The following is a 21,083-nucleotide window of genomic DNA, read 5'->3' as shown; positions in this document are numbered from 1 at the left end:
CAAAGTGATATCTTTCCGCAAGTGCCCTGCTCAGCGTCCATTGCCGGCACTTGCCGGTGGCTCGCTGACGCTCGGTGGAGGCAGGTTGCCCGCCAGTTCGGCGGTGGGGGTGATTTCCTCGATGCGCATCTGGCCGAACAGGTTGGCGACGTTGAAGAAATGCCAGGGGTCGCCATCGCCGGAATCCAGGGCGATGTGGGTGCTGTCGAACTGGCGCAGGGCAGAGTCGAAGCTTTGCCAGCGGCCATTGATCCACGACTGCACCCAGGCGTGTGGCACAAACACCCGCGAGGCGCCCGAGAAGCGGTCGGCGTAGACCATGCCGGTCACCACCCGCGTCGGGATGTTCTCGGCCCGCGCCAGCGCAGCAAGCAGGACGGCGTATTCGGTGCAGTCGCCGTCCCGGGTGCGCAGCACTTCCAGCGCCGAGGCGTAGCCCACGTCCAGTCCGTGCTGGGTGATGTAGTCGCTGACGAAGCTGCGCAGGCGACGCATCTTCTGCAGATCGTCCTGTGCATCGCCGACTACGCGAGCGGCCAACTGCCGGATCTCCGGTGCGTCGGACTGCACCCAGGCGTTGGGCAGGGTGTCATCGGGGCTGGGAGGCGGCTGACCACCGGGCTGGGGATTGCCGATATCGACCATCCAGTCGCCGCGCCCGAGGCTGAGCACATGTTGCTCGTCAGTGCTTATGACCGGTTGCGGACTGCCCTCAGGGGCGTGGATGCGGTAGCGCAGGAATGTCGAGCGCAGGTAGGCCGGCAGCAGGCGTGGCGAATCCACCATGGCCGCGCGGAACATGTCCAACTTCTGCACCGGCGCCAGCGCGCATTGCTGGCTGCACGCGAGCATCTCCAGCTTGTGCCCCAGCATGTCGAGCATGCCCTTGCGGGCAAGCCCCTGGTCGTCCAGCCACAGGTCCATGATCTGCGTGCCACGCGCTGATTTCAGCACCTGGCGTTGGTGGTTGAGGACCATCGTGCCTTCGGGCAGTGTCACTTTCTCATCGCCGATGACCATCATCTCCACCCGTGCCACTGCCTGGCTGGCGGGGTCGAACATGTCCATCGAGTAGGTCTGGCCCGGATGATTGGCGGCCTTGATCAGGGCGAGCCGCTGTCCCTCGCTGAGCATCGCGCCCGGTGGCCAGACCAGCAGGGTTTGCCTGGCATCGTTGCCCACGGTGGTGGTCACGGCGAAGTCGCCGCTTGCCTGCCGCGTGCCTTCCACGACGGTGCTGGCGGCGGAAAGCGTGCTTCGCGCATAGAAACCCAACGGCTCGCCGGATGTGCTTTCCACGCTGCGGGTCAGCACACCGAGCGGAATACCGCTGCCGCTGCGATTGAGTTCGATCACCAGGTCCTGCGTGGTGGTGACGACATCGCCGGTGCGTTGGTGTTCGATCTCCAGGTGGCCAATCTTGCGGCCACCCAGCAACACGGTCATCCAGGTGGTGTCGGGAGACACAGCAGTCTCGGCCCGGGCGATGAGTCCAGGCGCGGGGCACAGCGACAACACCAGCAAAAGCATGGCAGTCCGATTGCGCATGATCGCTCCGTGGGGACGGTGGCAATGACAGTCAATGCCGGTTCGAGGCGTTCGTCAATGGGGCTTTCGACATGTCCTGCCCGCCGGGCGCGCGGCGCCTGCCCCCGGCCCTTACAATGCGCATTTGCCGCTCCAGGGAGAGACCGATGAAGCCGTTTGGCACGCCTTATTCCGAACATGCCCTGCGCGTGCTGCTGCTGGGTTCCGGCGAGCTCGGCAAGGAGGTGGCGATCGAACTGCAGCGCTACGCCGTGGAGGTGATCGCGGTGGACCGCTACGCCCATGCACCGGCCATGCAGGTGGCGCATCGCAGCCACGTGATCGACATGCTCGATGGTGCCGCGCTGCGCCAGCTGATCGAGCAGGAAAAACCCGACCTGGTGGTGCCGGAAATCGAGGCCATCCATACGCCCACCCTGGTGGAGCTGGAAAAGGGCGGCCTGCGGGTGATTCCCACCGCGCGTGCCGCGTGGCTCACCATGGATCGCGAAGGCATCCGGCGCCTCGCCGCCGAAGAACTCAAACTGCCGACATCGCCTTATCGCTTTTGCGATACGGAGGCGGAGTATCGCGACGCCGTGGCCGCCATCGGCCTGCCGTTCGTCATCAAGCCCGTGATGAGTTCCTCGGGCAAGGGGCAGAGCGTCGTGCGCCGCGAGGACGAGCTGCAGGCGGCCTGGGACTATGCGCAGTCCGGTGGACGCGCGGGCAAGGGGCGGGTCATCGTCGAAGGCTTCGTGGATTTCGATTACGAGATCACCCTGCTCACGGTGCGTCACAGCGACGGCGTGAGCTTCTGCGCCCCCATCGGGCACCGCCAGGAAGATGGCGACTATCGAGAATCGTGGCAGCCCCAGCCGATGAGTGCGGCTGCGCAGGCGGAGGCCGAGCGTCAGGCGGCGGCGATCACCGGTGCGCTCGGTGGCTGGGGTGTGTTCGGCGTGGAGTTCTTCGTCAAGGGCGATCACGTGATCTTCTCGGAAGTGAGCCCGCGTCCGCACGACACCGGTCTGGTCACGCTGATTTCACAGGACCTGTCCGAGTTCGCGTTGCACGCGCGCGCCATTCTCGGGTTGCCCATTCCCTCCATTCGCCAGCTTGGTCCGTCGGCGTCGTGCGCGGTGCTGGTGGAAGGCGAGGGCGGTGGGCCGCGCTATTTCAACGTGGCTGATGCGCTTACCGAGCAGGACACGCAACTGCGCATCTTCGGCAAGCCGACGGTGAAGGGGCGGCGGCGCATGGCCGTCACGCTGGCGCGCGATGAAGACATCGAGGCAGCCAAGGCCAAGGCGATTGCCGCGGCCAGGAAGTTGCGCGTGGAGCTCTGAGGCTTCCCTTCCTCGCCTGTTTGGGGCGAGGATCGAGGTGCAGCGGGTGCTCGTGAAGGACGTCGACGACACCCGCTCCCCCGAATGGCCACCGCGAGGTGGCGCACCTGCTCCCGATGGAGTGGGCACAACGATGACAACCGGAGACAGCGATGGAACCGTCTGGATTTGCGCATTGGCTGGTAGTGATGGTGGAAACGTTCGCCGCGCTGTTCCTGCTGCTGCTGGCGCTGGTGGTCGTCGTCGTGATGGTCGTGTGGTTCGTCGACCGCAACCAGACCAGCAACTCGGTGCTGCGCAACTTTCCCGTTATCGGTCACTTCCGCTACTGGTTCCTGCATCTCGGCGAATTCTTCCGGCAGTACCTGTATTCCAGTGATCGCGAGGAACTGCCGTTCAATCGCGCACAACGCACATGGGTGTATCGCGCGGCGAAGAACGTGGACAACACCAACGCGTTCGGCTCCACCCGCGACCTGCGCGGCGAAGGCGTGCCGTTCTTTGTCAATGCGCCGTTCCCCGCGCTGGGCGAAAGGCATCTCGAGCCGCGTCCGGTAACGCTTGGGCCGTACTCGCGCGAGCCTTACCAGCACGCCGCGTTCTTCAATATCTCCGCGATGAGTTTTGGCGCGCTGTCGGCGCCGGCCGTGCGCGCGCTGTCGCGCGGTGCTGCCAAGGCCGGCATCTGGATGGATACCGGCGAGGGCGGCCTGGCGCCGTATCACCTGGAAGGCGGCTGCGACATCATCTTCGAGATCGGCACCGCCAAGTACGGCGTACGCACGCCCGATGGCAAGCTCGATGACGAAAAGCTGCTGGCGATCTGTGCGCACAAGCAGGTGAAGATGGTGAGCATCAAGCTCGGCCAGGGCGCCAAGCCAGGCATGGGCGGCCTGCTGCCGGCGGCCAAGGTGACACCGGAGATCGCGGCGATTCGCGGCATTCCGGTGGGGCAGGACTCGCAGAGTCCCAATCGCCATCTCGACATCGGCAATGTGACGGAGCTGATGGATGCGATCCGCCACATTCGCGACCTCACCGGCAAGCCGGTCGGTTTCAAGGCGGTGTTCGGCGGCATCGACTGGATTGCCGAGCTGTGCGACGAGGTGCACAAGCGCGGCATCGAGAGCGCGCCGGACTTCATCATCGTCGATGGTTCGGAAGGCGGCACGGGCGCGGCGCCGCAGACCCTGATGGAAGGCGTGGGCCTGCCGTTGCACGAGGCCTTGCCGATGCTGGTCGACATGCTGGTCGTGAAGGGCCTGCGCGATCGCATCAAGGTGATCTGTTCGGGCAAGTGCATCACCGCGTACGACGTGGCGTGGGCGTTGTCGATGGGCGCGGACTTCGTCAATTCCGCGCGCGGCTTCATGCTGGCGCTCGGCTGCATCCAGTCGCTGCAATGCAATCGCAATACGTGTCCGACCGGCATCACCACGCAGAATCCGAAATTGCAGCGTGGCCTGGTCGTCACCGACAAGAGCGAGCGCGTGGCCCACTACGCCACCAACGTGATGCACGAGGTGGGCATCATCGCGCACAGCTGCGGCGTGGAAGAACCGCGGCAACTCGACCGCACGCATTGCCGCGTGGTGGGTGACGATGGCATCTCCGTGCCGCTGGTGAAGCTGCATCCGTATCCGGTCATACCGCAGGCCGCAGCCAACTCCTGAACAGCCGCAGCCGATTGATCCTGGTCACCCGTCCATCACGAGATGGGCGGCATCTTGGGTGGGTCCCCGCGAAACCGTACCGAGTCGCATGACGTGACCGGGCGGCCGCGTTCCATGACCTCCAGGAGATCGCTCATGGCCCCCAAGACGATGAAGGCCGCCGTCGCGCACCGTTTCGGTGAACCGCTGCGCATCGAGGAAGTACCCGTGCCCACGCCAGGGCGCGGCGAGGTGTTGGTAAAGATCGTCAGCAGCGGCGTCTGCCACACCGACGTGCATGCAGTGGACGGCGATTGGCCGGTGAAGCCGCAACCGCCTTTCATTCCCGGCCATGAGGGCGTAGGCGTGGTGGTGGCGCTCGGTGATGGCGTGGACAACCTGAAGATTGGCGACGCGGTGGGTATCGCCTGGCTGCATGACGCGTGCGGGCATTGCGAATACTGCATCACCGGCTGGGAAACGCTGTGCGAGACGCAGCACGACAGCGGTTACAGCGTGAACGGCAGCTTCGCCGAGTACGCCATTGGTCATGCCGCCTACGTGGCGCGTCTGCCGAAGGATGTGGACTTCGCCGCGATGGCGCCGATTCTCTGCGCCGGCGTGACCACGTACAAAGGCATTCGCGAAACCGAGGCGCGTCCTGGCGAATGGATTGCCATCTCCGGTATCGGTGGTCTCGGGCATCTGGCCATCCAGTACGCCACGGCGATGGGCCTGAATGTCGTCGCGGTGGATGTGGCCGAAGAGAAGCTCGACCTGGCGCGCAAGCTGGGTGCCTCGGCAGCGGTCGATGCGCGCAGCCCGAATGCGGTGGAAGCAGTGCTGGACGCCACCGGCGGTGGTGCGCATGGCGTGCTGGTGACGGCGGTGTCGCCGCCGGCGTTCTCGCAGGCGCTTGGTTTCACGCGGCGTCGCGGCACGATGAGTCTGGTCGGCCTGCCGCCGGGCGACTTCGCCACGCCGATCTTCGATGTCGTGCTCAAGCGCCTCACCATCCGCGGCTCGATCGTGGGTACGCGCAAGGACCTGGCCGAAGCCGTCGCGTTCGCCACCGAAGGCAAGGTCGTGGCGACGATCGAGCGGAAGAAGCTGGATGACGTGAACGACGTACTGCAGGGCCTGCGCGAAGGCCATATCCAGGGTCGCGTGGTGCTGGATATCGGCACGCCGTAAACCCGTTCGCCTCATGTAGGAGCGCACCCAGTGCGCGATCGGCGCGACATTCACCCTCGTCCGTGCGCGATGGCGAAGGCCGAACACCGGGATGATGACGTGGCGCTGCGGTCGCGCACTGGGTGCGCTCCTACACAGTGGTTTTTTGTGCCGGGGGCTTAGCCCTCCGGCATCTCCACCCAGCCTTCGCTGGTGCGGATCTGCAGCGGACGGAAGCGCCGCTTGTAGTCCATCTTCGGGTGACCGGCGATCCAGAAACCCAGGTACACCCACGGCAGGCCACGGCGCCGGGCCAGGGATATCTGCTGCAGGATGGCGTAGGTACCCAGGCCACGAGCCGTTTCATCCGGGTCGTAGAAGGTATAGACCGCTGACAGGCCTTGTACGCAGACGTCGGTGACCGCGACGCCCAACAAGCGGGAGCCGTTGCGGAACTCCAGGAACAGCGTGGGGCTCCACGGCGCGGTCAGGAACCGACGGAAATCGCTGGCATCCGCCTCATCCATCCCGCCACCGGGATGTCGCTGGCGCAGGTAGCGCTCGTACAGCGCATGCCGTTCGGCGTTGTAGCCGGCCATCGATTCGATGACGTGCAAGTCCTTGTTGCGCCGGAGGCAGCGCCGCTGCGAACGGTCCGGCATGAAATTCGCGACGTCGATACGGCAGGGCGTGCAGGCCCGGCAGTTGCTGCAATAGGGGTAGTACAGGTGGCCACCGGCGCGACGGAAGCCACGTTCCAGCGCCGGACCGTACAACTGGTCCAGCTGCGGCGCGGCCGGATCGATCACGAGATTCTGTGCCGTGCGCTCGGCAAAGTAGCCGCAGGTGTGCGGCAAGGTCTGGAAGAGGCGGACACGATCGGAGCGCATGGACTGATTCTATGTCCGGTCCGCCCTGTCATGTGAGTAGGGAAATGCCTACTGATGGCGTCGGATTGAGCGTTTTGGGCTGTCGGTTCAGCCTGGGGCTGGTCAGATCACGCCCATATAACGAAGCATCAGGATTACGAAAGCGCCCGCCACCGCCAGCATGACGATGCGACGGGCGCGGGTCGCGACGCTCTGGCGGCGTGTCTCCACCGTGGGTTTGCGGGCCAGCGCCAGTTCCTCGCCGTGGCGGATCACCGGCTCGATGCCCAGCTCCTTCAGCAGAGCGCGGGCCCGGGTGTAGTCGTCCGCACGGGTCACCCACACCTGGGCCCAGTTGTCCCGGTTTTCGCTGCGCTGGGAATAGCTGAAGCGCTGGTAGGTGGGGCGGTTGTAGTTCGAGCGATTCTCGACGGTGCATTCGATCCCCTGCTCGGTGAGCAGCGCAGCGACGCGATCGATGTTGTCCTGGCGGGGGGAGGTATAGAGCTGACGCATGGAGAAAACCCTGGTTCACCACCCGGGCGGCCGGGTGGTCGGCGGGCGGAATGCGCCCGTTCCTGATTTTACTACGGAGCCTTCCGGCCTCAGCCGCGCAGGCGGATCAGGCCTTCCTGGGCAGTGGAAGCCACCAGGCGGCCGTCGCGGGTGAAGATCTGGCCGCGGGCCAGCCCGCGGGCGCCCTGCGCCGTCGGGCTGTCGAAGGAATAGAGCAGCCATTCGTCCACGCGGAACGGGCGGTGGAACCACAGGGCGTGGTCCAGGCTCGCCATCTGCACGTTGTGCGTGTAGTACGAAATGCCGTGGGGCAGGGTGGCCGTGCCGATCAGGTTGAAGTCCGAGGCGTAAGCCAGCAGCGATCGGTGCAGGTCCGGCGAATCGCCCACCGGCGCCGTCAGGCGGAACCAGATGTGCTGGAACGGCGGACGCTTGACCGGATGCAGCTTGTCCTGCGGCCACACGTGGCGGAACTCGAACGGCGCATCCACGCCCAGCCAGCGCTGCAACTTCTCGGGCAGCTTGGCCAACCGCTCGGGTGGCAGCGCCTGCATCGGCTCGATGTCCTCCGGCCCGGGGACTTCGGGCATGGACGATTGGTGTTCAAAGCCGGTTTCCGGCACCTGGAACGAAATCGAGCCGTTCAGGATGGGCTGGCCGTGCTGGATCGCCACCACGCGGCGCGACGAGAACGTGCCGCCGTCGCGCGTGCGCTCCACGCTGTAGACGATGGGGGCGTTGATGTCGCCGGCGCGCAGGAAATACGCGTGCAGCGAGTGCGCTTCGCGCTGTGCATCGACCGTGCGCTGCGCAGCCGACAGGGCCTGGCCCAGCACCTGCCCGCCGAACACGAAGTGCGTGCCGATGTCACGGCTCTGGCCGCGGAACAGGTTGTCCTCCAGCCGCTCGAGTTCGAGCAGGTCGACCAGTTCACCGACGTTGGTTTCCGTCATGGGGCACTCGGGGGCGAAAGTTAGCGGGCGATTATAGCCGGGGCGTCAGTGCCCGGCTTCCGCGCGTTCCAGGCCGCTGGCTTCCAGCACCTCCGGCCAGGGGAACAGCGGGCCCGGGTCCAGCTTGCGCGACACCTCGATCGAGGGATCGTCGGAGGCGGGCAGGCGGGCGGTGTCCAGGTCTTCATGACCGGCGATCTGGCGCAGGTTGGGATGCTCCTCGCGCAGCTCGGCCAGCAGGGCAAGCAGGGCCTCGAGCTGGTCGGCCGTATAGGGCTCGGTCATGGTCTGGTTCCGGGAGTCCCACCAGTGGGGGTACCGGCCGAGGTTCACCAGCTCGATGCCGATGGAGTCGGGGTTATGCCCCCGTACGTGGTTCGCCACCCGGGTGGTGGGGACATAGCAGTAAATGCTGCCATCCCGGTCGATGTAGTAGTGGCCGCTGGCGCCCGTGCCTCGGTCCTCGTACAGCACGCGCTCGCCGTATTCGCGGGCCATGGCCAGATCGGGCAGCTCGGTGCAGTGGATCACCACCCGTTCCACCGCCTCGGCCGGGCGCTCGGGCAGCAGGTGGGCATAGGGCAGGGGCTGGTCGATGACGGTCAGGGACATGGCCCCAGTCTAATGGCGCGGAACCGCGCCTGTTACGATGTGAGGCTTGATGCAGTGTTGGAGACCGCGATGGGCGGCCAGATCATTCTTTCGCATGGCTCGGACTCGGGCCCGGATGCGACCAAGGTCAGCGTGCTGGCCGCTTTCGCGGAAACCCTCGGCTGGGCTACCCAGCGGCCCGACTATCGCGAGGACGACGTGCGCGGCTATGCGGGCTCGATTGATCCGCGCCTGGCGCGCCTGACTGCCGCCATCGACGCGCTGGACCAGCCGCCGGTCCTGGTGGGGTCGAGCATGGGCTCGTTCGTGTCGGGCCTCGCCTCGCTGCAGCGGCCGGTGGCCGGACTGTTCCTGCTGGCCACGCCCAGTGAAATCCCTGGTTACCGCCAGGCATTCGACCTGCGCGCCGACGTGCCCACCGTGCTCTATCACGGCTGGCAGGATGACATCTGTCCCCCGGAGGGCGTGCTGGCCTTTGCACAGCGCAAGCGGCTGCCCCTGGTGGTGGTCAATGACGATCATCGACTGGGTGCCAGCGTGGATCACATCGTCGGACAGTTCCGCCTGTTCCTCGAACAACTGGCAGTGACGGCATGAGCGCGTTCTTCGCCACTTGCCCGAAGGGCCTGGAATACCTGCTGCGCGACGAACTGGTCGCGCTGGGCGCGGAAGACGTGCGCGAGGCGCTGGCCGGCGTGCATTTCGCCGGCACGCTCGCCACGGCTTATCGCGCCTGCCTGTGGTCGCGCCTCGCCAGCCGCGTGCTGCTGCCACTGGCCGAATTCGACGCCGCGACCGATGACGCGCTCTACGCCGGCGTGCAGGCGATCGACTGGTCGAAGCACCTGGCTTCCCACGCCACCCTGGCGGTGGATGCCAATTCGGCCCAGAGCAAACTCACCCACAGCCAGTTCATCGCCCAGCGCGTGAAGGACGCAGTGGTCGACCAGTTCCGCCAGCGCGATGGTTCGCGTCCCGGCGTGGACACCGATGAGCCCGACGTACGCATCAATCTGCGCCTGCGCCGCGACCGCGCCACGTTGTCGCTGGACCTGGCCGGGTCACCCTTGCACCGCCGCGGATGGCGCGAGCTGCAAGGCGAAGCGCCGCTAAAGGAAAACCTGGCTGCTGCCATGCTTTTGCGCGCGCGTTGGCCGGAAGTCTATGCCGAGGGTGGCGCACTGCTGGACCCGATGTGCGGTTCCGGCACCTTGCTGATCGAAGGCGCCTGGATGGCCGCCGATGTGGCGCCGGGCCTGCACCGCGAGTACTACGGCTTTCTCGGCTGGCAGCAGCATGACATTGCCGTCTGGCGCGAGCTGCTCGAGGAGGCGCGACAGCGCGCCGAGACGGGTCTGCGTGGCCTGCGCAGCTGCTTCTTCGGTAGCGACGCCGACCCGCGCATGGTGCAGACGGCCAAGCGCAACGCGCAGGAAGCAGGCGTGTCCGGCTTCCTCACTCTGGACAAGCACGACGCCACGCACGTGTCGCCTCCGCCGGGCTACACCCGCGGCCTGGTGATCACCAACCCGCCGTATGGCGAACGCCTGGGCGACCGCGCCGAGATGCCCCGCCTGTACCGGGCGCTGGGTGAAACCCTGCGCGAACGCTTTGCCGGTTGGCGCGCTGCCGTGCTGGCGGGCGATGCTGAGCTTGGCCACGCCATCCCCCTGCGCGCCGAGAAGAAGTACGCCCTGTACAACGGCGCCCTGGAGACTGTGCTGCTGGTGTTCGAGCTGCACGCTCGCAGCGAAACCCCGCGCGAGGTGAAGCCGCTTTCCGAAGGCGCGCAGATGTTGCGCAACCGCCTCGAGAAAAACCTGCGGCACCTGCGCAAGCGGCTGGAGCGCGAAGGCATTTCCTGCTGGCGCGCCTACGACCAGGATCTTCCCGAATACGCCGCGGCCATCGATGTCTACGGGCCAGCGGAAGGCGAGCCCTGGCTGCATATCCAGGAGTACCGCGCTCCCGCCGAGATACCGGCGGAGACCGCGCGGCACCGGCTGCGCGAAATCGTGCGCGTTGCCGGCGAAGTGCTGGGCGTGCCGCGCGACCGCATCGCACTGAAGACCCGTGAGCGCGGCAAGGGTGGTTCCAAGTACGGCCAGTTCGACCAGCGCGGCGAGTTCATCGAAGTGGCCGAGGGTGACCTGCGCTTCCTGGTCAACTTGACCGACTACCTCGATACCGGCCTGTTCATCGACCATCGCCTGGTGCGCGGCAAGATCCGTGAACTGGCCCGGGGAAGGCGCTTCCTGAACCTGTTCGCCTACACCGCCACGGCCAGCGTCTACGCGGCGGACGGCGAAGCGAAGGACACCACCAGCGTGGACCTCTCGGCGACCTACCTGGACTGGGCGTCGCGCAACCTGGCACTCAACGGTTTCACCGGGACGAAACACCGGCTGATGCAGGCCGACGCCATGAGCTTCCTGCAGCGGGACCGCGAGCGTTACGGGCTGATTTACGTCGATCCGCCGACGTTCTCCAATTCCAAGCGCGCGGACGACTTCGACGTCCAGCGCGACCACGTGAAGCTGCTGCTGGCGTGCGCCGAGCGACTCACGGCAGAGGGCGTGATCGTGTTCTCCAACAATTTCCGTCGCTTCAAGCTGGATCGTGAAGCGTTGGCTGAACGGTTCAGCATCGAGGATTGGAGCGCGCCCAGCATCCCGTTCGACTTCACTCGCCGGGCCGATATCCACGGTTGCTGGATCCTGCGCCTGCACGCCCAGGAATCGCCCTGGGGCGGCACTGTGAACCACGTCAGGAATCAAGGAAAACGCTGAACAAACGGAGTAGGTTTGCTCAGTGCCGATTCAGCGCAAAAGTCTGAGCATTAACACCGGCAAAGAGCGATAGAGGGCAAAGTAGAATCCCTCTGTCGGAATCAAGCCTCCCTTGGGAGACAAACTCATGAACACTAAGATTTCCACCATCAAGCGCGTTGCTCTGGCGACTGCCATGCTGATCGGCTGCGTCGCCGTCGCACCGGCATTCGCGGGTAGCCATGTGAGCTTGAACGTGGGTATCGGTCTGCCAGTGGTGGGCCCGGCTTATTACGCGCCGGCTCCCGCTGTGGTCTACGCTCCGCCTCCGCCGGTGTATTACGCCCCGGCTCCGGTCGTCTATGGTCCGCCGGCTCCGGTGTATTACGGTCCTGCGGTGGGTGCCACCGTGGTGGTGGGTCACCCGGGTTACTACCATCACGGCGGTGGTTACTACTACCGTGGCGGCTATCGTCACTACGGCCACTGATCGACCGACCGTATCCATGCATGAACGAAGAAGCCCGGCGAAAGCCGGGCTTCTTCGTTTAGGACCTTCTTACGGCTGGGTGCCGTGTTTGCTTGCCTTGCGGCCCAGTGCATCGAACTGGGCCTTGTCGATCTTGGCGATCGACTGGACGCCGCAGGGTGGCTGATCGCGGGAGGCCAGGGTTTCGCCCGCCTCGCCGCACATGGCGCCCATGCCGGCCGCCAGATTGGCGCGGTTGGGACGGAAGCTCAGGTTTTGGCCGATGCCCAGGTACGGACACTTCGCCTGCAGCTTGATCAGGTAGCGATCCGGGCCTGTACGAGCGATAACCGTGGTGTTGTCGACCACATACCACTCGTTGACCCGATCAGGTCGCAGGCATTCATTTACGGGTCGCAAGGGCGTATAGGCTGGGGCCTTGCCCTGGTCGGCAGCCGTCGCCGGCAGGGCCGTAGCGGCCAGGAGGCCTGCGAGTAGAAGAAAAGTAGGAGTCTTCATACGTCACCTCGCGTCTGGGAGAGACACCTGTGTCTAACGCATTCGCTGCGCTGCCGCATACACCATTGTCAGCCAATCGCCATCATCGCATCACACGATGTGAACGGTTTGTCCGGCATGGTTCCCTCATGCCCCGGCACGATGCCAGATACCTTGAAGCACCGACAGCGCAAAGCCGTCACGCGGGCGGTGTCTTCGCATCGCGGAGGCGCCGATGACGCTCGCGTCATCGGCCGTGCAAGCCGAGGCGTTGGTGCTGCGATTCAAGCGAATCCGCTCCCGCAGCATGGCGTTGTGTGCACCGTTGAGTCCCGAGGACATGATGGTGCAGTCCATGCCGGAGGCCAGTCCCGCCAAGTGGCACCTCGCGCACACCACGTGGTTTTTCGAACGCTTCGTGCTCGAGCGCGATCCTGGCTATCGGTCGCTCCATTCGGAGTGGCACTACCTGCTCAACTCCTATTACCAGACGGTCGGGCCGATGCATGCGCGCCCGCGGCGTGGACTGCTGTCGCGGCCGGCCGTCACGGAGATCTTCGACTACCGCGAGCGCATCGATGATGCGGTGAGCGAGCGCCTGCTCGCGGGCGTCGATGCAACGACGCTTGCCATCATCGAGCTGGGCCTGGAACACGAGCAGCAGCACCAGGAGCTTCTGCTCACCGACATCAAGCACGCCTTTGCCTCCAATCCGCTGTTGCCTGCCTATGCGGCAAAGCCGGCGCCGGCGAGCCAGTGCGCACCGGTTTCGCTGGAATTCGTCAGTGGCCGCGAGGGCGTGGTCGAGATCGGGCATAACGGAAACGGCTTCGCCTTCGACAATGAATCGCCACGACACCGCGCGCTGCTGCAGCCCCATGCGCTGGCCAATCGCCTGGTGACCAACGCGGAGTACGCCGCGTTCGTGCACGACGGCGGTTATCGCGAGCCGTCGCTGTGGTTGTCCGATGGCTGGGACACCGTGTGCCGCGAACAGTGGCAACGGCCGCTGTACTGGCAGGAAGACCTCGCCAGCGAATTCACCCTGGCGGGTGTGCGGCCGATCGATCCGGACGCACCGGTGAGTCACATCAGCTATTTCGAGGCCGACGCCTTCGCGCGCTGGGCAGGCGCACGACTGCCCACCGAGGCCGAATGGGAAAGCGCGGCAACGGCCTTGCCGGTGCAGGGCAACCTGCTCGACGGGCAGGCCTTGCACCCGCGCAGGGCAGAACCGGGCGCCGGGTTGCAGCAGATGTATGGCGACGTGTGGGAATGGACCGCGTCGCCCTATATCAACTATCCGGGCTTCCGACCGCTGGCCGGTTCGCTTGGCGAATACAACGGCAAGTTCATGTGCGGGCAATGGGTATTGCGTGGCGGCTCCTGCGCAACACCGCGCGAGCATGTCCGCGCCAGCTACCGAAACTTCTTCCCACCCCATGCGCGCTGGCAGTTCATGGGGATACGCCTGGGGCAGGATCGATGAACGTACAAGCCTTTGACCTCCGCGACGATGATCGTCGCCCGCCCGTCGACGACCTTGTCGGCATCGTGCAGCGCGGACTGCGTTCGCAGCCCAAGCGATTGCCATCCTGGTTGTTCTACGACGAACGCGGTTCGGAGTTGTTCGAGGCTATCTGCGAGCAACCGGAGTATTACCTGACGCGTTGCGAGATCGAGCTGATGGCGATCCACGCCGGCGAGATGGCGGACGTGGTGGGGCCGGAGGTGCGGCTGGTCGAATACGGCAGCGGCAACGCGGTGAAGACGCGCATGCTGCTGGAGCACCTGCATGCGCCGGTGGCCTACGTGCCGGTGGAGATCTCGCCCGAACCGTTGCGTCGATGCGTGCAGGAGACGTCCGAGCGTTTCCCTTCGCTTGCCGTGCAAGCGCATCCCGGCGACTTCACGCGTCCGTTGCGGCTTCCCATTCCGCCACGTGCGCCGCGACGCACGGTGTTGTATTTCCCCGGATCCACCATCGGCAATTTCGAGGCGCGCGAGGCTGCCGAGCTGCTTCGCAAGATGCGCGGCGAGATGGGTGATGGCGGCGGCATACTGATTGGCGCCGACTTGAAGAAGGACACCGCGGTCATCGAGGCGGCCTACAACGATCGCGCCGGCGTCACCGCCGAGTTCACCTTGAACATGCTGGTGCGCCTCAACCGCGAGATCGGTAGCGACTTCGATCTCGCGTCATTCCGTCACCGCGCGCACTACAACGCGATGGCGGGCCGCATCGAAACGTTCCTGGTCAGTGCGCGCGACCAGAAGGTACGCGTCGGCAAGCAGCTCGTGGGTTTTGCCGCGGACGAGGCAATGCAGGTCGAGTACAGCTGCAAGTATTCGCACGAGGACTTCGCCTCGCTGGCCGCGAAAGCCGGCCTGCAGATCGCTCACGCATGGACGGATCCGGAGTCGATGTTCGCCGTCTACTACCTCGTGCGCGCCGGCGCGCCGAAGGCCTGATCGCACGTTAGCTAACGCGATCAGGCTTCCGCTGTGGGCGTCAGGGACTGAACACCAGCACCAGGAACACCGCGAACATCGAGAGGTGCACCGCGCCTTCCAGCATGGTGGTGCGCCATCCCGAGAAGGTGAGGCTGCTCAGCACCAGGGTCGAGGCGAGCAGCACGATGCTGGCGGGCGGCAGGCCCAGCACGACGGGCTTGCCGGTGAACAGGCCAATGGCCAGCACGGCGGGCACGGTGAGTCCCACGGTCGACGCGGCGCCGCCCAGGCAAAGGTTGATGGCGCGGGTGAGTTCATCGCGGCGGATGGCGACCAGCGCCGAAATGCCCTCGGGCGTAAACACCAGCATGGCGATGATGATGCCGCCCAGTGCATGCGGCGCGCCGGTGGCCGCGATGCCGTAGTCGAGTACCTTGGCCAGGCTCTTGGACAGGATCACGATCGGCAGGATGTTGATCAGCAGCAGCACGACGTGGAACAGCATCTCGCCCTTGCGCGGCTTGCGTGGCGGCGGCGGTGGCTGTTCCGGCTCGTTGGCATCGGAATCGGAGCGCGGTGCGATGAAGTAGCCCTTGTAGCGACCGGTCTGGAGCCACAGGAAAAGGCCGTACAGCGCGATGGTGAGGATGGAGAAGGCGATGGCCTGCACCGAGGTCAGCGTGCCGTCCGAAGTGGACGCCGTGAAGTTGGGCAGCACCAGCGCGATGGTCGCGAGCGGGATGATCACCGCGAGATAGGCCGACGCGCCGTGCAGGTTGAACGCCTGCTCGTGATGCCGGATGCCGCCGATCAGCAGGCCCAGTCCCACGACGCCGTTCAACACGATCATCAGCACCGCGAACATGGTGTCGCGTGCCAGCGTGGCGGTATCACCCGCGCCCAGCATCACTGCGGAAATCAGCACCACCTCGATGATCACGATGGACAGCGTGAGCACCAGCGTGCCCACCGGCTCGCCCAGTAGCCCAGCCAATTCCTCCGCCTCGTGCACGACGCCGAAGGCGACCCAGACGATCACGAAGAACAACCATGCAAACAGCGACAGGCCGATTTCATGCCGGCTGAGGTGGGCCATCCAGTCCGATCCGAAGATCAGGAACAGGCTGACCGTCACCCAGGCGATGGCAGGGCGGATAAGCATCCTGGGGTTGAAGATCGGCAGTCCTGCCGCCGTGGGTTGTGCTTCGTGCGTCATACGATCTCCAGCTCAGGAAACAGGGAGCAGCGTGCCGCCCCAATCGCTCGGGTCCACGTCAGCGATCGATTGCGAGAATACCCAGCGATGGCCGCCGATGTCTTCGACGGCATACTGGCGCTCGCCATACGGATAGTCCGTGGGAGGCCTGACGATCTTCGCGCCGCATGCAAGCGCCTGTGCATGATGTCGGTCCACATCAGGCACCTGGACCATGACGGCGTGCGCCATGTCCGCGGTATGCAGTGCCTCATCGCGCTCGGTCACGACCATCGATGCTCCCGCGTAGACGAGTTGCACGCGGTGATCGCCGATGCGCAGGCGCTCCTGGAAACCAAAGGTACGACACAGCCACTGGGCCGCTTCCGCGATATCGTCATAGGCCAGCTCGGGTACGAAGACGCCGGGTGGCTTGGAGCGGTTGCGGATCATGGGGACGCACCCCTCGCGATTCGGTGCGCGCAGATTGCGGCGCGGGATGTTGTCAGTCGGTGATTTCCAGGCCCTTGATCAATCGCTTGGCCAGGCGGGGCTGCCGCAATTCATCAAGCCACCAGGCCAGGGCACGCCCCTCCTGGTCACCGCGCCAGGCCACATACAGCGTGTTGGGCTCGCGCGGGTCGGCCATCTGCTTCTCCACCAGCTCGCCGCGCTTGAGCAGGCCGGCAACCCGATGACGAGGCAGCCAGCCCACGCCGAGGTTCTGCCGCTGCGCAATGATCTTGGCGCGCATGCTGGGTACCGCCAACGTCGCCTGGCCGCCGGTCACGCCATAGGCGCGGCCAGCCGAGCTGCGGGAAGAATCGGCCACCACCACGCTGCGCTGCCGCGCCACGGTTTCGCGCTCCAGCGGTTCGGTGGCTTTTGCCAGGACGTTGCGGGGCGATATGGCGAACACCCATTCCATGACGCCCAGCTCGAACCAGCGCAACTTGGGAATCGCGGGAGGCTCGTTGGTGGCGCCCACGATGATGTCGGCGCGACCGTCGCGCAGCGCTTCCCACGTGCCGCCGAGCACCTCGCTGGTCAGGCGCAGGGTGACGCCGGATTGCAGCGCGTCGAAGCTGCGGATGACGGGCGCCAGGATGTCGAACTCGAGGATTTCGTCGGTGACGATCCACAGCCGGTCTTCCCAGCCGCTGGCGATCTGTTTCACGCGGCGGTTCAGTCGCGACACGTCCTGCATCAGGCGTGCGGCTTCGAGTGCAAGCAATTGGCCGGCAGGCGTGAGCTGCAGCCGGTAGCGGCGGCGGTCGAACAGCAGCGCATCGAACCGAGCCTCGAGCTGCCGCGCGGCATGCGACACGGTGGAAGGTGCCTTGCCCAGGCGAACGGCGGCACGCGAGAGGCTGCCGCTCTCGCGGATGGCTTCGAGCAAAGCCAGTTCGTCCTCGGACAACATGTTCGGCCCCTTCGAACGAGTCCTGGCGATGGTACGGCAAGCACCGTGTTACCGGTGAGTGTGTCGCCTAAGACCCGCTACCCCGCGAGAGCGGGGATCACGGGCTTTCGAAATGAAAGGCATGGCCGGATGGTGCGGAGTGGCTGCATAAGGTGCAGGCCGCAATCAGGACGGCCGCCTTGCTCCCAGTTGCACCAGCACTTCCTGCGCAGCACGGATGCGCTCGCTGGCACCGGGCAATTCCAGCAGCACCTTCAGCTTGTCCTGGCCGTCGAGCTTGTACACGCGCGGCTGGCTCTGGATCAGGCGGATGATGGCCATCGGATCGACTTCCGGCTTGTCGCGGAAGGTGATGCGGCCGCCGTTGGCGCCGAAGTCCAGCTTGCGGATGCCCAGTGGCGTGGCCATCAGCTTGAGCTGGGCCACCGCGAACAACTGCTTGGCAGGATCGGGCAGCAGGCCGAAGCGGTCGATCATCTCCACCTGCAGATCTCGCAGGTGATCCTGGTTGCGTGCGCTGGCGATGCGCTTGTAGAGCGTCAGGCGCGTGTGCACGTCCGGCAGGTAGTCGTCGGGGATCAGCGCCGGCAGGTGCAGCTCCACTTCGGTCTCGTGTTCGCTGGAAAGGTCGAAGTCGGGCACCTTGCCGGACTTCAGTGCGCGTACGGCACGCTCCAGCAATTCCGTGTAGAGGCCGAAGCCGATCTCCTGGATCTGGCCGGACTGCTCGTCACCCAGCAGTTCGCCGGCGCCGCGGATCTCCAGGTCGTGCGTGGCCAGCGTGAAGCCGGCACCCAGCTCTTCCAGCGAGGCTAGTGCTTCGAGGCGCTTCTCCGCGTCGGCCGTCATCGCCTTGCGGTCGGGCACCACGAGATACGCATAGGCGCGATGGTGCGAACGTCCCACGCGGCCGCGCAGCTGGTGCAACTGCGCGAGGCCGAAACGGTCCGCACGGTTGATGATGATGGTGTTGGCCGTCGGGATGTCGATGCCGGTCTCGATGATGGTGGTGCACACCAGCACGTTGAAGCGCTGGCGGTGGAAGTCCGCCATCACGCGTTCCAGCTCGCGCTCGGGCATCTGGCCGTGGGCGATGCCGATGCGCGCATCGGGGATCAGTTCCGCCACCTCGCGCGCCGCGCGTTCGATGGTGTCCACTTCGTTGTGCAGGAAGTACACCTGGCCGCCGCGTTGCAGCTCGCGCTGGAACGCCTCGCGGATCAGCGCGGGCTCCCAGGTGGAGATGAAAGTGCGCACGGCCATGCGATGCGCGGGCGGCGTGGCGATCAACGAAAGATCGCGCAAGCCGCTCATCGCCATGTTGAGCGTGCGCGGAATCGGCGTGGCCGTCATGGTGAGCAGGTCGACTTCGGCACGCAGCTTCTTCAGCTGTTCCTTCTGGCGCACGCCGAAACGTTGCTCCTCGTCCACCACGACCAGGCCCAGGTCCTTGAAGCGGATATCCGGCGCGAGCAGCTTGTGCGTGCCCACGATGACGTCGATCTGGCCGTCGGCGAGGCGCTTGAGCGCTTCGTTTACTTCCTTCGTCGACTTGAAGCGTGACAGCACATCCACGCGCACCGGCCAGTCGGCGAAGCGGTCCGCGAAATTGCGGTAGTGCTGCTGGGCGAGCAGGGTGGTGGGCACCAGCACGGCCACCTGCTTGCCGGCGGTGGCGGCGGCGAACGCAGCGCGCAGTGCCACTTCAGTCTTGCCAAAGCCGACGTCGCCGCAAATCACGCGATCCATCGCGCGTGGCGCGGCGAGGTCGGTGAGCACGGCGTTGATCGCTTGTTCCTGGTCAGGGGTTTCCTCGAACGGGAAGCTCGCGCCGAATTCCTCCACCAGCTGGCGGTCGATAGGCAGCGATTCGCCGCCGCGGGCTTCGCGCTGTGCATAGATCCCGAGCAATTCCGCGGCGACGTCGCGCACCTTCTCGGCAGCCTTGCGGCGTGCGCGTTCCCACGCGTCGCCACCCAGCGAGTGCAGCGGCGCAAGTTCGGGCGCGGTACCGGTGTAGCGGCTGACCAGGCCAAGCTGGGCCACCGGCACATAGAGCTTGTCGCCCTTGGCGTATTCGATGGTGAGGAACTCGCCCTCCATGCCGCCCAGTTCCATCGACACCAGGCCCTGGTAGCGGCCCACGCCATGGTCCACATGCACGATGGGCGCGCCGATGGTCAGCTCGGTGAGGTCGCGGATGATGCTTTCAGGGTCGCGCGCTGCGCCACGACGACGCTTGCGCTCGGTGCGCACGCGTTCGCCGAATAGCTCGCGCTCGGTCAGCACGGTGAGCGCGGGCTCGGTCAGCGCGAAGCCCTGTTCCAGCGAGGCGATGGTGATGGCAAAGCGCAGCTTGTCGCCGCCGGCCACAAAGGCGGCCCAGCCATCCACCGTGTCGGGCTTGAGGCCCGCACCGGCGAGTTGCTCGATCAATGCCTCGCGGCGTCCCGCCGAATCGGCGGCGATCAGCACGCGCCCCGGATAGCTGCCGAGGAAATGGCGCAGCGAGGTGCCGGGTTCCTCGCCCTTGCGGTTGAGTGGGAGCTCGAGCGCCGGTTGCGTGCCGCTGGGCTGCGCATGCTCGTGGCCACTGTCGACGAGCTCGATGCGCAGGCGCTTGTTGAGCTGCTCGCGCAGTTGTTCGGGCTGCAGGTAGAGCTCTGCCGGCGGCAGCACCGGGCGTTCGATGTCATGCGCGCGCTGGTCGTAGCGCTCGCCGGTCTGCGTCCAGAACTGCTCGGCCGATTCCATGGCGGACTCGCCCAGCAGGAACACGGCGTTGTCCGCGAGGTAGTCGAACAGCGTCGCGGTCTGCTCGAAGAACATCGGCAGGTAGTACTCGATGCCGCCCGGCGTGACGCCTTCCTTCATGTCCTGGTAGAGCGGACAGCGGCGCACGTCGATGGGGAAGCGTTCACGCAGGTGTGTGCGGAAGTCCTTGGCCGCGCTTTCGGTAAGCGGGAATTCGCGTGCCGGCAGCAGCTCGATGCGTTCCACCTGTTGCTGCGAGCGCTGCGTTTCCGGATCGAAGCTGCGGATCGATTCGATCTCGTCGTCGAACAGCTCGATGCGGTAGGGCTCCGCCGCGCCCATCGGGAAGATGTCGATCAGCGCGCCGCGCACGGCGAAGTCGCCCGGCTCGGCCACCTGCGGCACGTTGCGATAGCCGGCGGCTTCCAGACGTCGCTGCTCGGTGGCGAGGTCCAGCTTCTGGCCCTTCTTCACCATCAAGCCGCTGCCGGTGATGTGGCTGCGCGGGGCGATGCGCTGCATCAGCGTGGCGATCGGCACCACCAGCACGCCGCGCTGCGTGTTCGGCAGCTGGAACAGCGTGGCGATGCGTTGGGAGACGATGTCCGGGTGCGGACTGAAGACGTCGTAGGGCAGGGTTTCCCAATCGGGGAAGTGCAACACGGGCAGGTTGCCGGCGAAAACCCGCAGCTCCTCCTCCAGCGCGTGTGCCCGCTGGGTGTCGCGCGTGACGGCTACCAGCAGGCCCTGGTGCGTGCGGGCGGCTTCCGCCACCAGCAAGGCGCGCGAGGATCCATGGGGCGACGTCCAGAAACGGCGCTGCTTGGGGCTGGTGGGCAGGGGCGGATGCGGAATCGTCTGGGCCATGCGT

At 65.8% G+C, this 21,083-nt stretch carries 18 protein-coding genes; 8 read left to right on the top strand and 10 right to left on the bottom strand.

What is annotated here, in order from left to right:
* Window positions 1–30: 30 nt before the first annotated feature.
* Window positions 31–1,548: a transglutaminase-like domain-containing protein gene (locus tag EPB08_RS08220; RefSeq protein ID WP_130618559.1), complete on the bottom strand. Its 1,518-nt coding sequence runs from the start codon at window positions 1,546–1,548 to the stop codon at window positions 31–33.
* A gap of 146 nt (window positions 1,549–1,694) precedes the next feature.
* Between EPB08_RS08220 and purT the strand changes: the two genes are divergently transcribed.
* The 3 genes from purT to adhP all read left to right on the top strand — a co-directional run bounded on the left by purT (window position 1,695) and on the right by adhP (window position 5,722).
* Window positions 1,695–2,876 carry a formate-dependent phosphoribosylglycinamide formyltransferase gene (purT, locus tag EPB08_RS08215; RefSeq protein ID WP_130618558.1) on the top strand — a complete coding sequence of 394 codons (1,182 nt, stop codon included), beginning with the start codon at window positions 1,695–1,697 and terminating at the stop codon, window positions 2,874–2,876.
* A 152-nt stretch (window positions 2,877–3,028) separates the two neighbouring features.
* Window positions 3,029–4,549: an FMN-binding glutamate synthase family protein gene (locus tag EPB08_RS08210; RefSeq protein ID WP_130618557.1), complete on the top strand. Its 1,521-nt coding sequence runs from the start codon at window positions 3,029–3,031 to the stop codon at window positions 4,547–4,549.
* 135 nt (window positions 4,550–4,684) lie between these two features.
* The gene (gene adhP, locus EPB08_RS08205; protein ID WP_130618556.1) at window positions 4,685–5,722 is read left to right on the top strand and encodes an alcohol dehydrogenase AdhP; all 1,038 of its coding nucleotides are present in this window, start codon (window positions 4,685–4,687) and stop codon (window positions 5,720–5,722) included.
* 158 nt (window positions 5,723–5,880) lie between these two features.
* Here adhP and EPB08_RS08200 read toward each other — a convergent pair whose 3' ends face one another.
* The 4 genes from EPB08_RS08200 to EPB08_RS08185 all read right to left on the bottom strand — a co-directional run bounded on the left by EPB08_RS08200 (window position 5,881) and on the right by EPB08_RS08185 (window position 8,651).
* On the bottom strand, window positions 5,881–6,591 hold the full coding sequence (locus EPB08_RS08200) for an arginyltransferase (protein WP_130618555.1): 711 nt from the start codon (window positions 6,589–6,591) through the stop codon (window positions 5,881–5,883).
* A 102-nt stretch (window positions 6,592–6,693) separates the two neighbouring features.
* Complete coding sequence (locus EPB08_RS08195; RefSeq protein ID WP_130618554.1) at window positions 6,694–7,086, bottom strand: putative signal transducing protein; 393 nt, start codon at window positions 7,084–7,086, stop codon at window positions 6,694–6,696.
* An 89-nt stretch (window positions 7,087–7,175) separates the two neighbouring features.
* Complete coding sequence (gene tesB, locus EPB08_RS08190; protein ID WP_130618553.1) at window positions 7,176–8,039, bottom strand: acyl-CoA thioesterase II; 864 nt, start codon at window positions 8,037–8,039, stop codon at window positions 7,176–7,178.
* Window positions 8,040–8,084: 45 nt separating this feature from the next.
* Window positions 8,085–8,651: an N-acetylmuramoyl-L-alanine amidase gene (locus EPB08_RS08185; RefSeq protein WP_130618552.1), complete on the bottom strand. Its 567-nt coding sequence runs from the start codon at window positions 8,649–8,651 to the stop codon at window positions 8,085–8,087.
* A gap of 69 nt (window positions 8,652–8,720) precedes the next feature.
* Here EPB08_RS08185 and EPB08_RS08180 point away from each other — a divergent pair, with 69 nt between their 5' ends.
* The 3 genes from EPB08_RS08180 to EPB08_RS08170 all read left to right on the top strand — a co-directional run bounded on the left by EPB08_RS08180 (window position 8,721) and on the right by EPB08_RS08170 (window position 11,909).
* The gene (locus EPB08_RS08180; protein WP_130618551.1) at window positions 8,721–9,248 is read left to right on the top strand and encodes an alpha/beta hydrolase; all 528 of its coding nucleotides are present in this window, start codon (window positions 8,721–8,723) and stop codon (window positions 9,246–9,248) included.
* Window positions 9,245–11,440, top strand: coding sequence for a bifunctional 23S rRNA (guanine(2069)-N(7))-methyltransferase RlmK/23S rRNA (guanine(2445)-N(2))-methyltransferase RlmL (rlmKL, locus tag EPB08_RS08175; protein ID WP_130618550.1), 2,196 nt, complete (start codon window positions 9,245–9,247; stop codon window positions 11,438–11,440). Before EPB08_RS08180 ends, rlmKL begins: the two co-directional genes overlap by 4 nt.
* A 127-nt stretch (window positions 11,441–11,567) precedes the next feature.
* Window positions 11,568–11,909, top strand: coding sequence for a hypothetical protein (locus tag EPB08_RS08170; protein ID WP_205746308.1), 342 nt, complete (start codon window positions 11,568–11,570; stop codon window positions 11,907–11,909).
* Between the two features lie 69 nt (window positions 11,910–11,978).
* On the opposite strand, the gene EPB08_RS08165 is transcribed toward EPB08_RS08170, so the two are convergent.
* A complete protein-coding gene (locus EPB08_RS08165) occupies window positions 11,979–12,407 on the bottom strand; it encodes a DUF6491 family protein (RefSeq protein WP_205746307.1) in 429 nt (142 codons plus the stop codon).
* 214 nt (window positions 12,408–12,621) lie between these two features.
* Between EPB08_RS08165 and egtB the strand changes: the two genes are divergently transcribed.
* Both egtB and egtD read left to right on the top strand, forming a co-directional pair.
* Window positions 12,622–13,875 carry an ergothioneine biosynthesis protein EgtB gene (gene egtB / locus EPB08_RS08160; protein WP_130618549.1) on the top strand — a complete coding sequence of 418 codons (1,254 nt, stop codon included), beginning with the start codon at window positions 12,622–12,624 and terminating at the stop codon, window positions 13,873–13,875.
* On the top strand, window positions 13,872–14,858 hold the full coding sequence (gene egtD, locus EPB08_RS08155) for an L-histidine N(alpha)-methyltransferase (protein ID WP_130618548.1): 987 nt from the start codon (window positions 13,872–13,874) through the stop codon (window positions 14,856–14,858). The genes egtB and egtD overlap by 4 nt, the downstream gene beginning before the upstream one ends.
* A gap of 40 nt (window positions 14,859–14,898) precedes the next feature.
* Here the strand turns inward: egtD and EPB08_RS08150 are convergent, their stop codons facing one another.
* The 4 genes from EPB08_RS08150 to mfd form a co-directional block, all read right to left on the bottom strand.
* The gene (locus EPB08_RS08150) at window positions 14,899–16,056 is read right to left on the bottom strand and encodes a calcium:cation antiporter (RefSeq protein ID WP_130618547.1); all 1,158 of its coding nucleotides are present in this window, start codon (window positions 16,054–16,056) and stop codon (window positions 14,899–14,901) included.
* Between the two features lie 12 nt (window positions 16,057–16,068).
* On the bottom strand, window positions 16,069–16,488 hold the full coding sequence (locus EPB08_RS08145; RefSeq protein WP_130618546.1) for a VOC family protein: 420 nt from the start codon (window positions 16,486–16,488) through the stop codon (window positions 16,069–16,071).
* A 52-nt stretch (window positions 16,489–16,540) separates the two neighbouring features.
* Entirely contained in the window at window positions 16,541–17,458 is a 918-nt protein-coding gene (locus EPB08_RS08140) for a LysR family transcriptional regulator (RefSeq protein WP_130618545.1), read from the bottom strand.
* A gap of 165 nt (window positions 17,459–17,623) precedes the next feature.
* Window positions 17,624–21,079, bottom strand: coding sequence for a transcription-repair coupling factor (gene mfd, locus EPB08_RS08135; protein ID WP_130618544.1), 3,456 nt, complete (start codon window positions 21,077–21,079; stop codon window positions 17,624–17,626).
* Window positions 21,080–21,083 lie beyond the last annotated feature (4 nt).

Source organism: Dyella amyloliquefaciens, from assembly GCF_004296575.1.
Lineage (GTDB): Bacteria > Pseudomonadota > Gammaproteobacteria > Xanthomonadales > Rhodanobacteraceae > Dyella > Dyella amyloliquefaciens.
This window is presented reverse-complemented; position numbering and strand designations above follow the sequence as displayed.

Excerpts from the sequence above, each read along its gene's own strand:
- EPB08_RS08195 (WP_130618554.1), bottom strand. The coding sequence starts at position 7,086 with ATGCGTCAGCTCTATACCTCCCCCCGCCAGGACAACATCGATCGCGTC.
- tesB (WP_130618553.1), bottom strand. The coding sequence starts at position 8,039 with ATGACGGAAACCAACGTCGGTGAACTGGTCGACCTGCTCGAACTCGAG.
- EPB08_RS08170 (WP_205746308.1), top strand. The coding sequence starts at position 11,568 with ATGAACACTAAGATTTCCACCATCAAGCGCGTTGCTCTGGCGACTGCC.
- rlmKL (WP_130618550.1), top strand. The coding sequence starts at position 9,245 with ATGAGCGCGTTCTTCGCCACTTGCCCGAAGGGCCTGGAATACCTGCTG.
- egtD (WP_130618548.1), top strand. The coding sequence starts at position 13,872 with ATGAACGTACAAGCCTTTGACCTCCGCGACGATGATCGTCGCCCGCCC.
- EPB08_RS08145 (WP_130618546.1), bottom strand. The coding sequence starts at position 16,488 with ATGATCCGCAACCGCTCCAAGCCACCCGGCGTCTTCGTACCCGAGCTG.
- EPB08_RS08165 (WP_205746307.1), bottom strand. The coding sequence starts at position 12,407 with ATGAAGACTCCTACTTTTCTTCTACTCGCAGGCCTCCTGGCCGCTACG.
- EPB08_RS08210 (WP_130618557.1), top strand. The coding sequence starts at position 3,029 with ATGGAACCGTCTGGATTTGCGCATTGGCTGGTAGTGATGGTGGAAACG.
- EPB08_RS08180 (WP_130618551.1), top strand. The coding sequence starts at position 8,721 with ATGGGCGGCCAGATCATTCTTTCGCATGGCTCGGACTCGGGCCCGGAT.
- purT (WP_130618558.1), top strand. The coding sequence starts at position 1,695 with ATGAAGCCGTTTGGCACGCCTTATTCCGAACATGCCCTGCGCGTGCTG.
- EPB08_RS08200 (WP_130618555.1), bottom strand. The coding sequence starts at position 6,591 with ATGCGCTCCGATCGTGTCCGCCTCTTCCAGACCTTGCCGCACACCTGC.
- EPB08_RS08220 (WP_130618559.1), bottom strand. The coding sequence starts at position 1,548 with ATGCGCAATCGGACTGCCATGCTTTTGCTGGTGTTGTCGCTGTGCCCC.
- mfd (WP_130618544.1), bottom strand. The coding sequence starts at position 21,079 with ATGGCCCAGACGATTCCGCATCCGCCCCTGCCCACCAGCCCCAAGCAG.
- EPB08_RS08150 (WP_130618547.1), bottom strand. The coding sequence starts at position 16,056 with ATGACGCACGAAGCACAACCCACGGCGGCAGGACTGCCGATCTTCAAC.
- egtB (WP_130618549.1), top strand. The coding sequence starts at position 12,622 with ATGACGCTCGCGTCATCGGCCGTGCAAGCCGAGGCGTTGGTGCTGCGA.
- adhP (WP_130618556.1), top strand. The coding sequence starts at position 4,685 with ATGGCCCCCAAGACGATGAAGGCCGCCGTCGCGCACCGTTTCGGTGAA.
- EPB08_RS08185 (WP_130618552.1), bottom strand. The coding sequence starts at position 8,651 with ATGTCCCTGACCGTCATCGACCAGCCCCTGCCCTATGCCCACCTGCTG.
- EPB08_RS08140 (WP_130618545.1), bottom strand. The coding sequence starts at position 17,458 with ATGTTGTCCGAGGACGAACTGGCTTTGCTCGAAGCCATCCGCGAGAGC.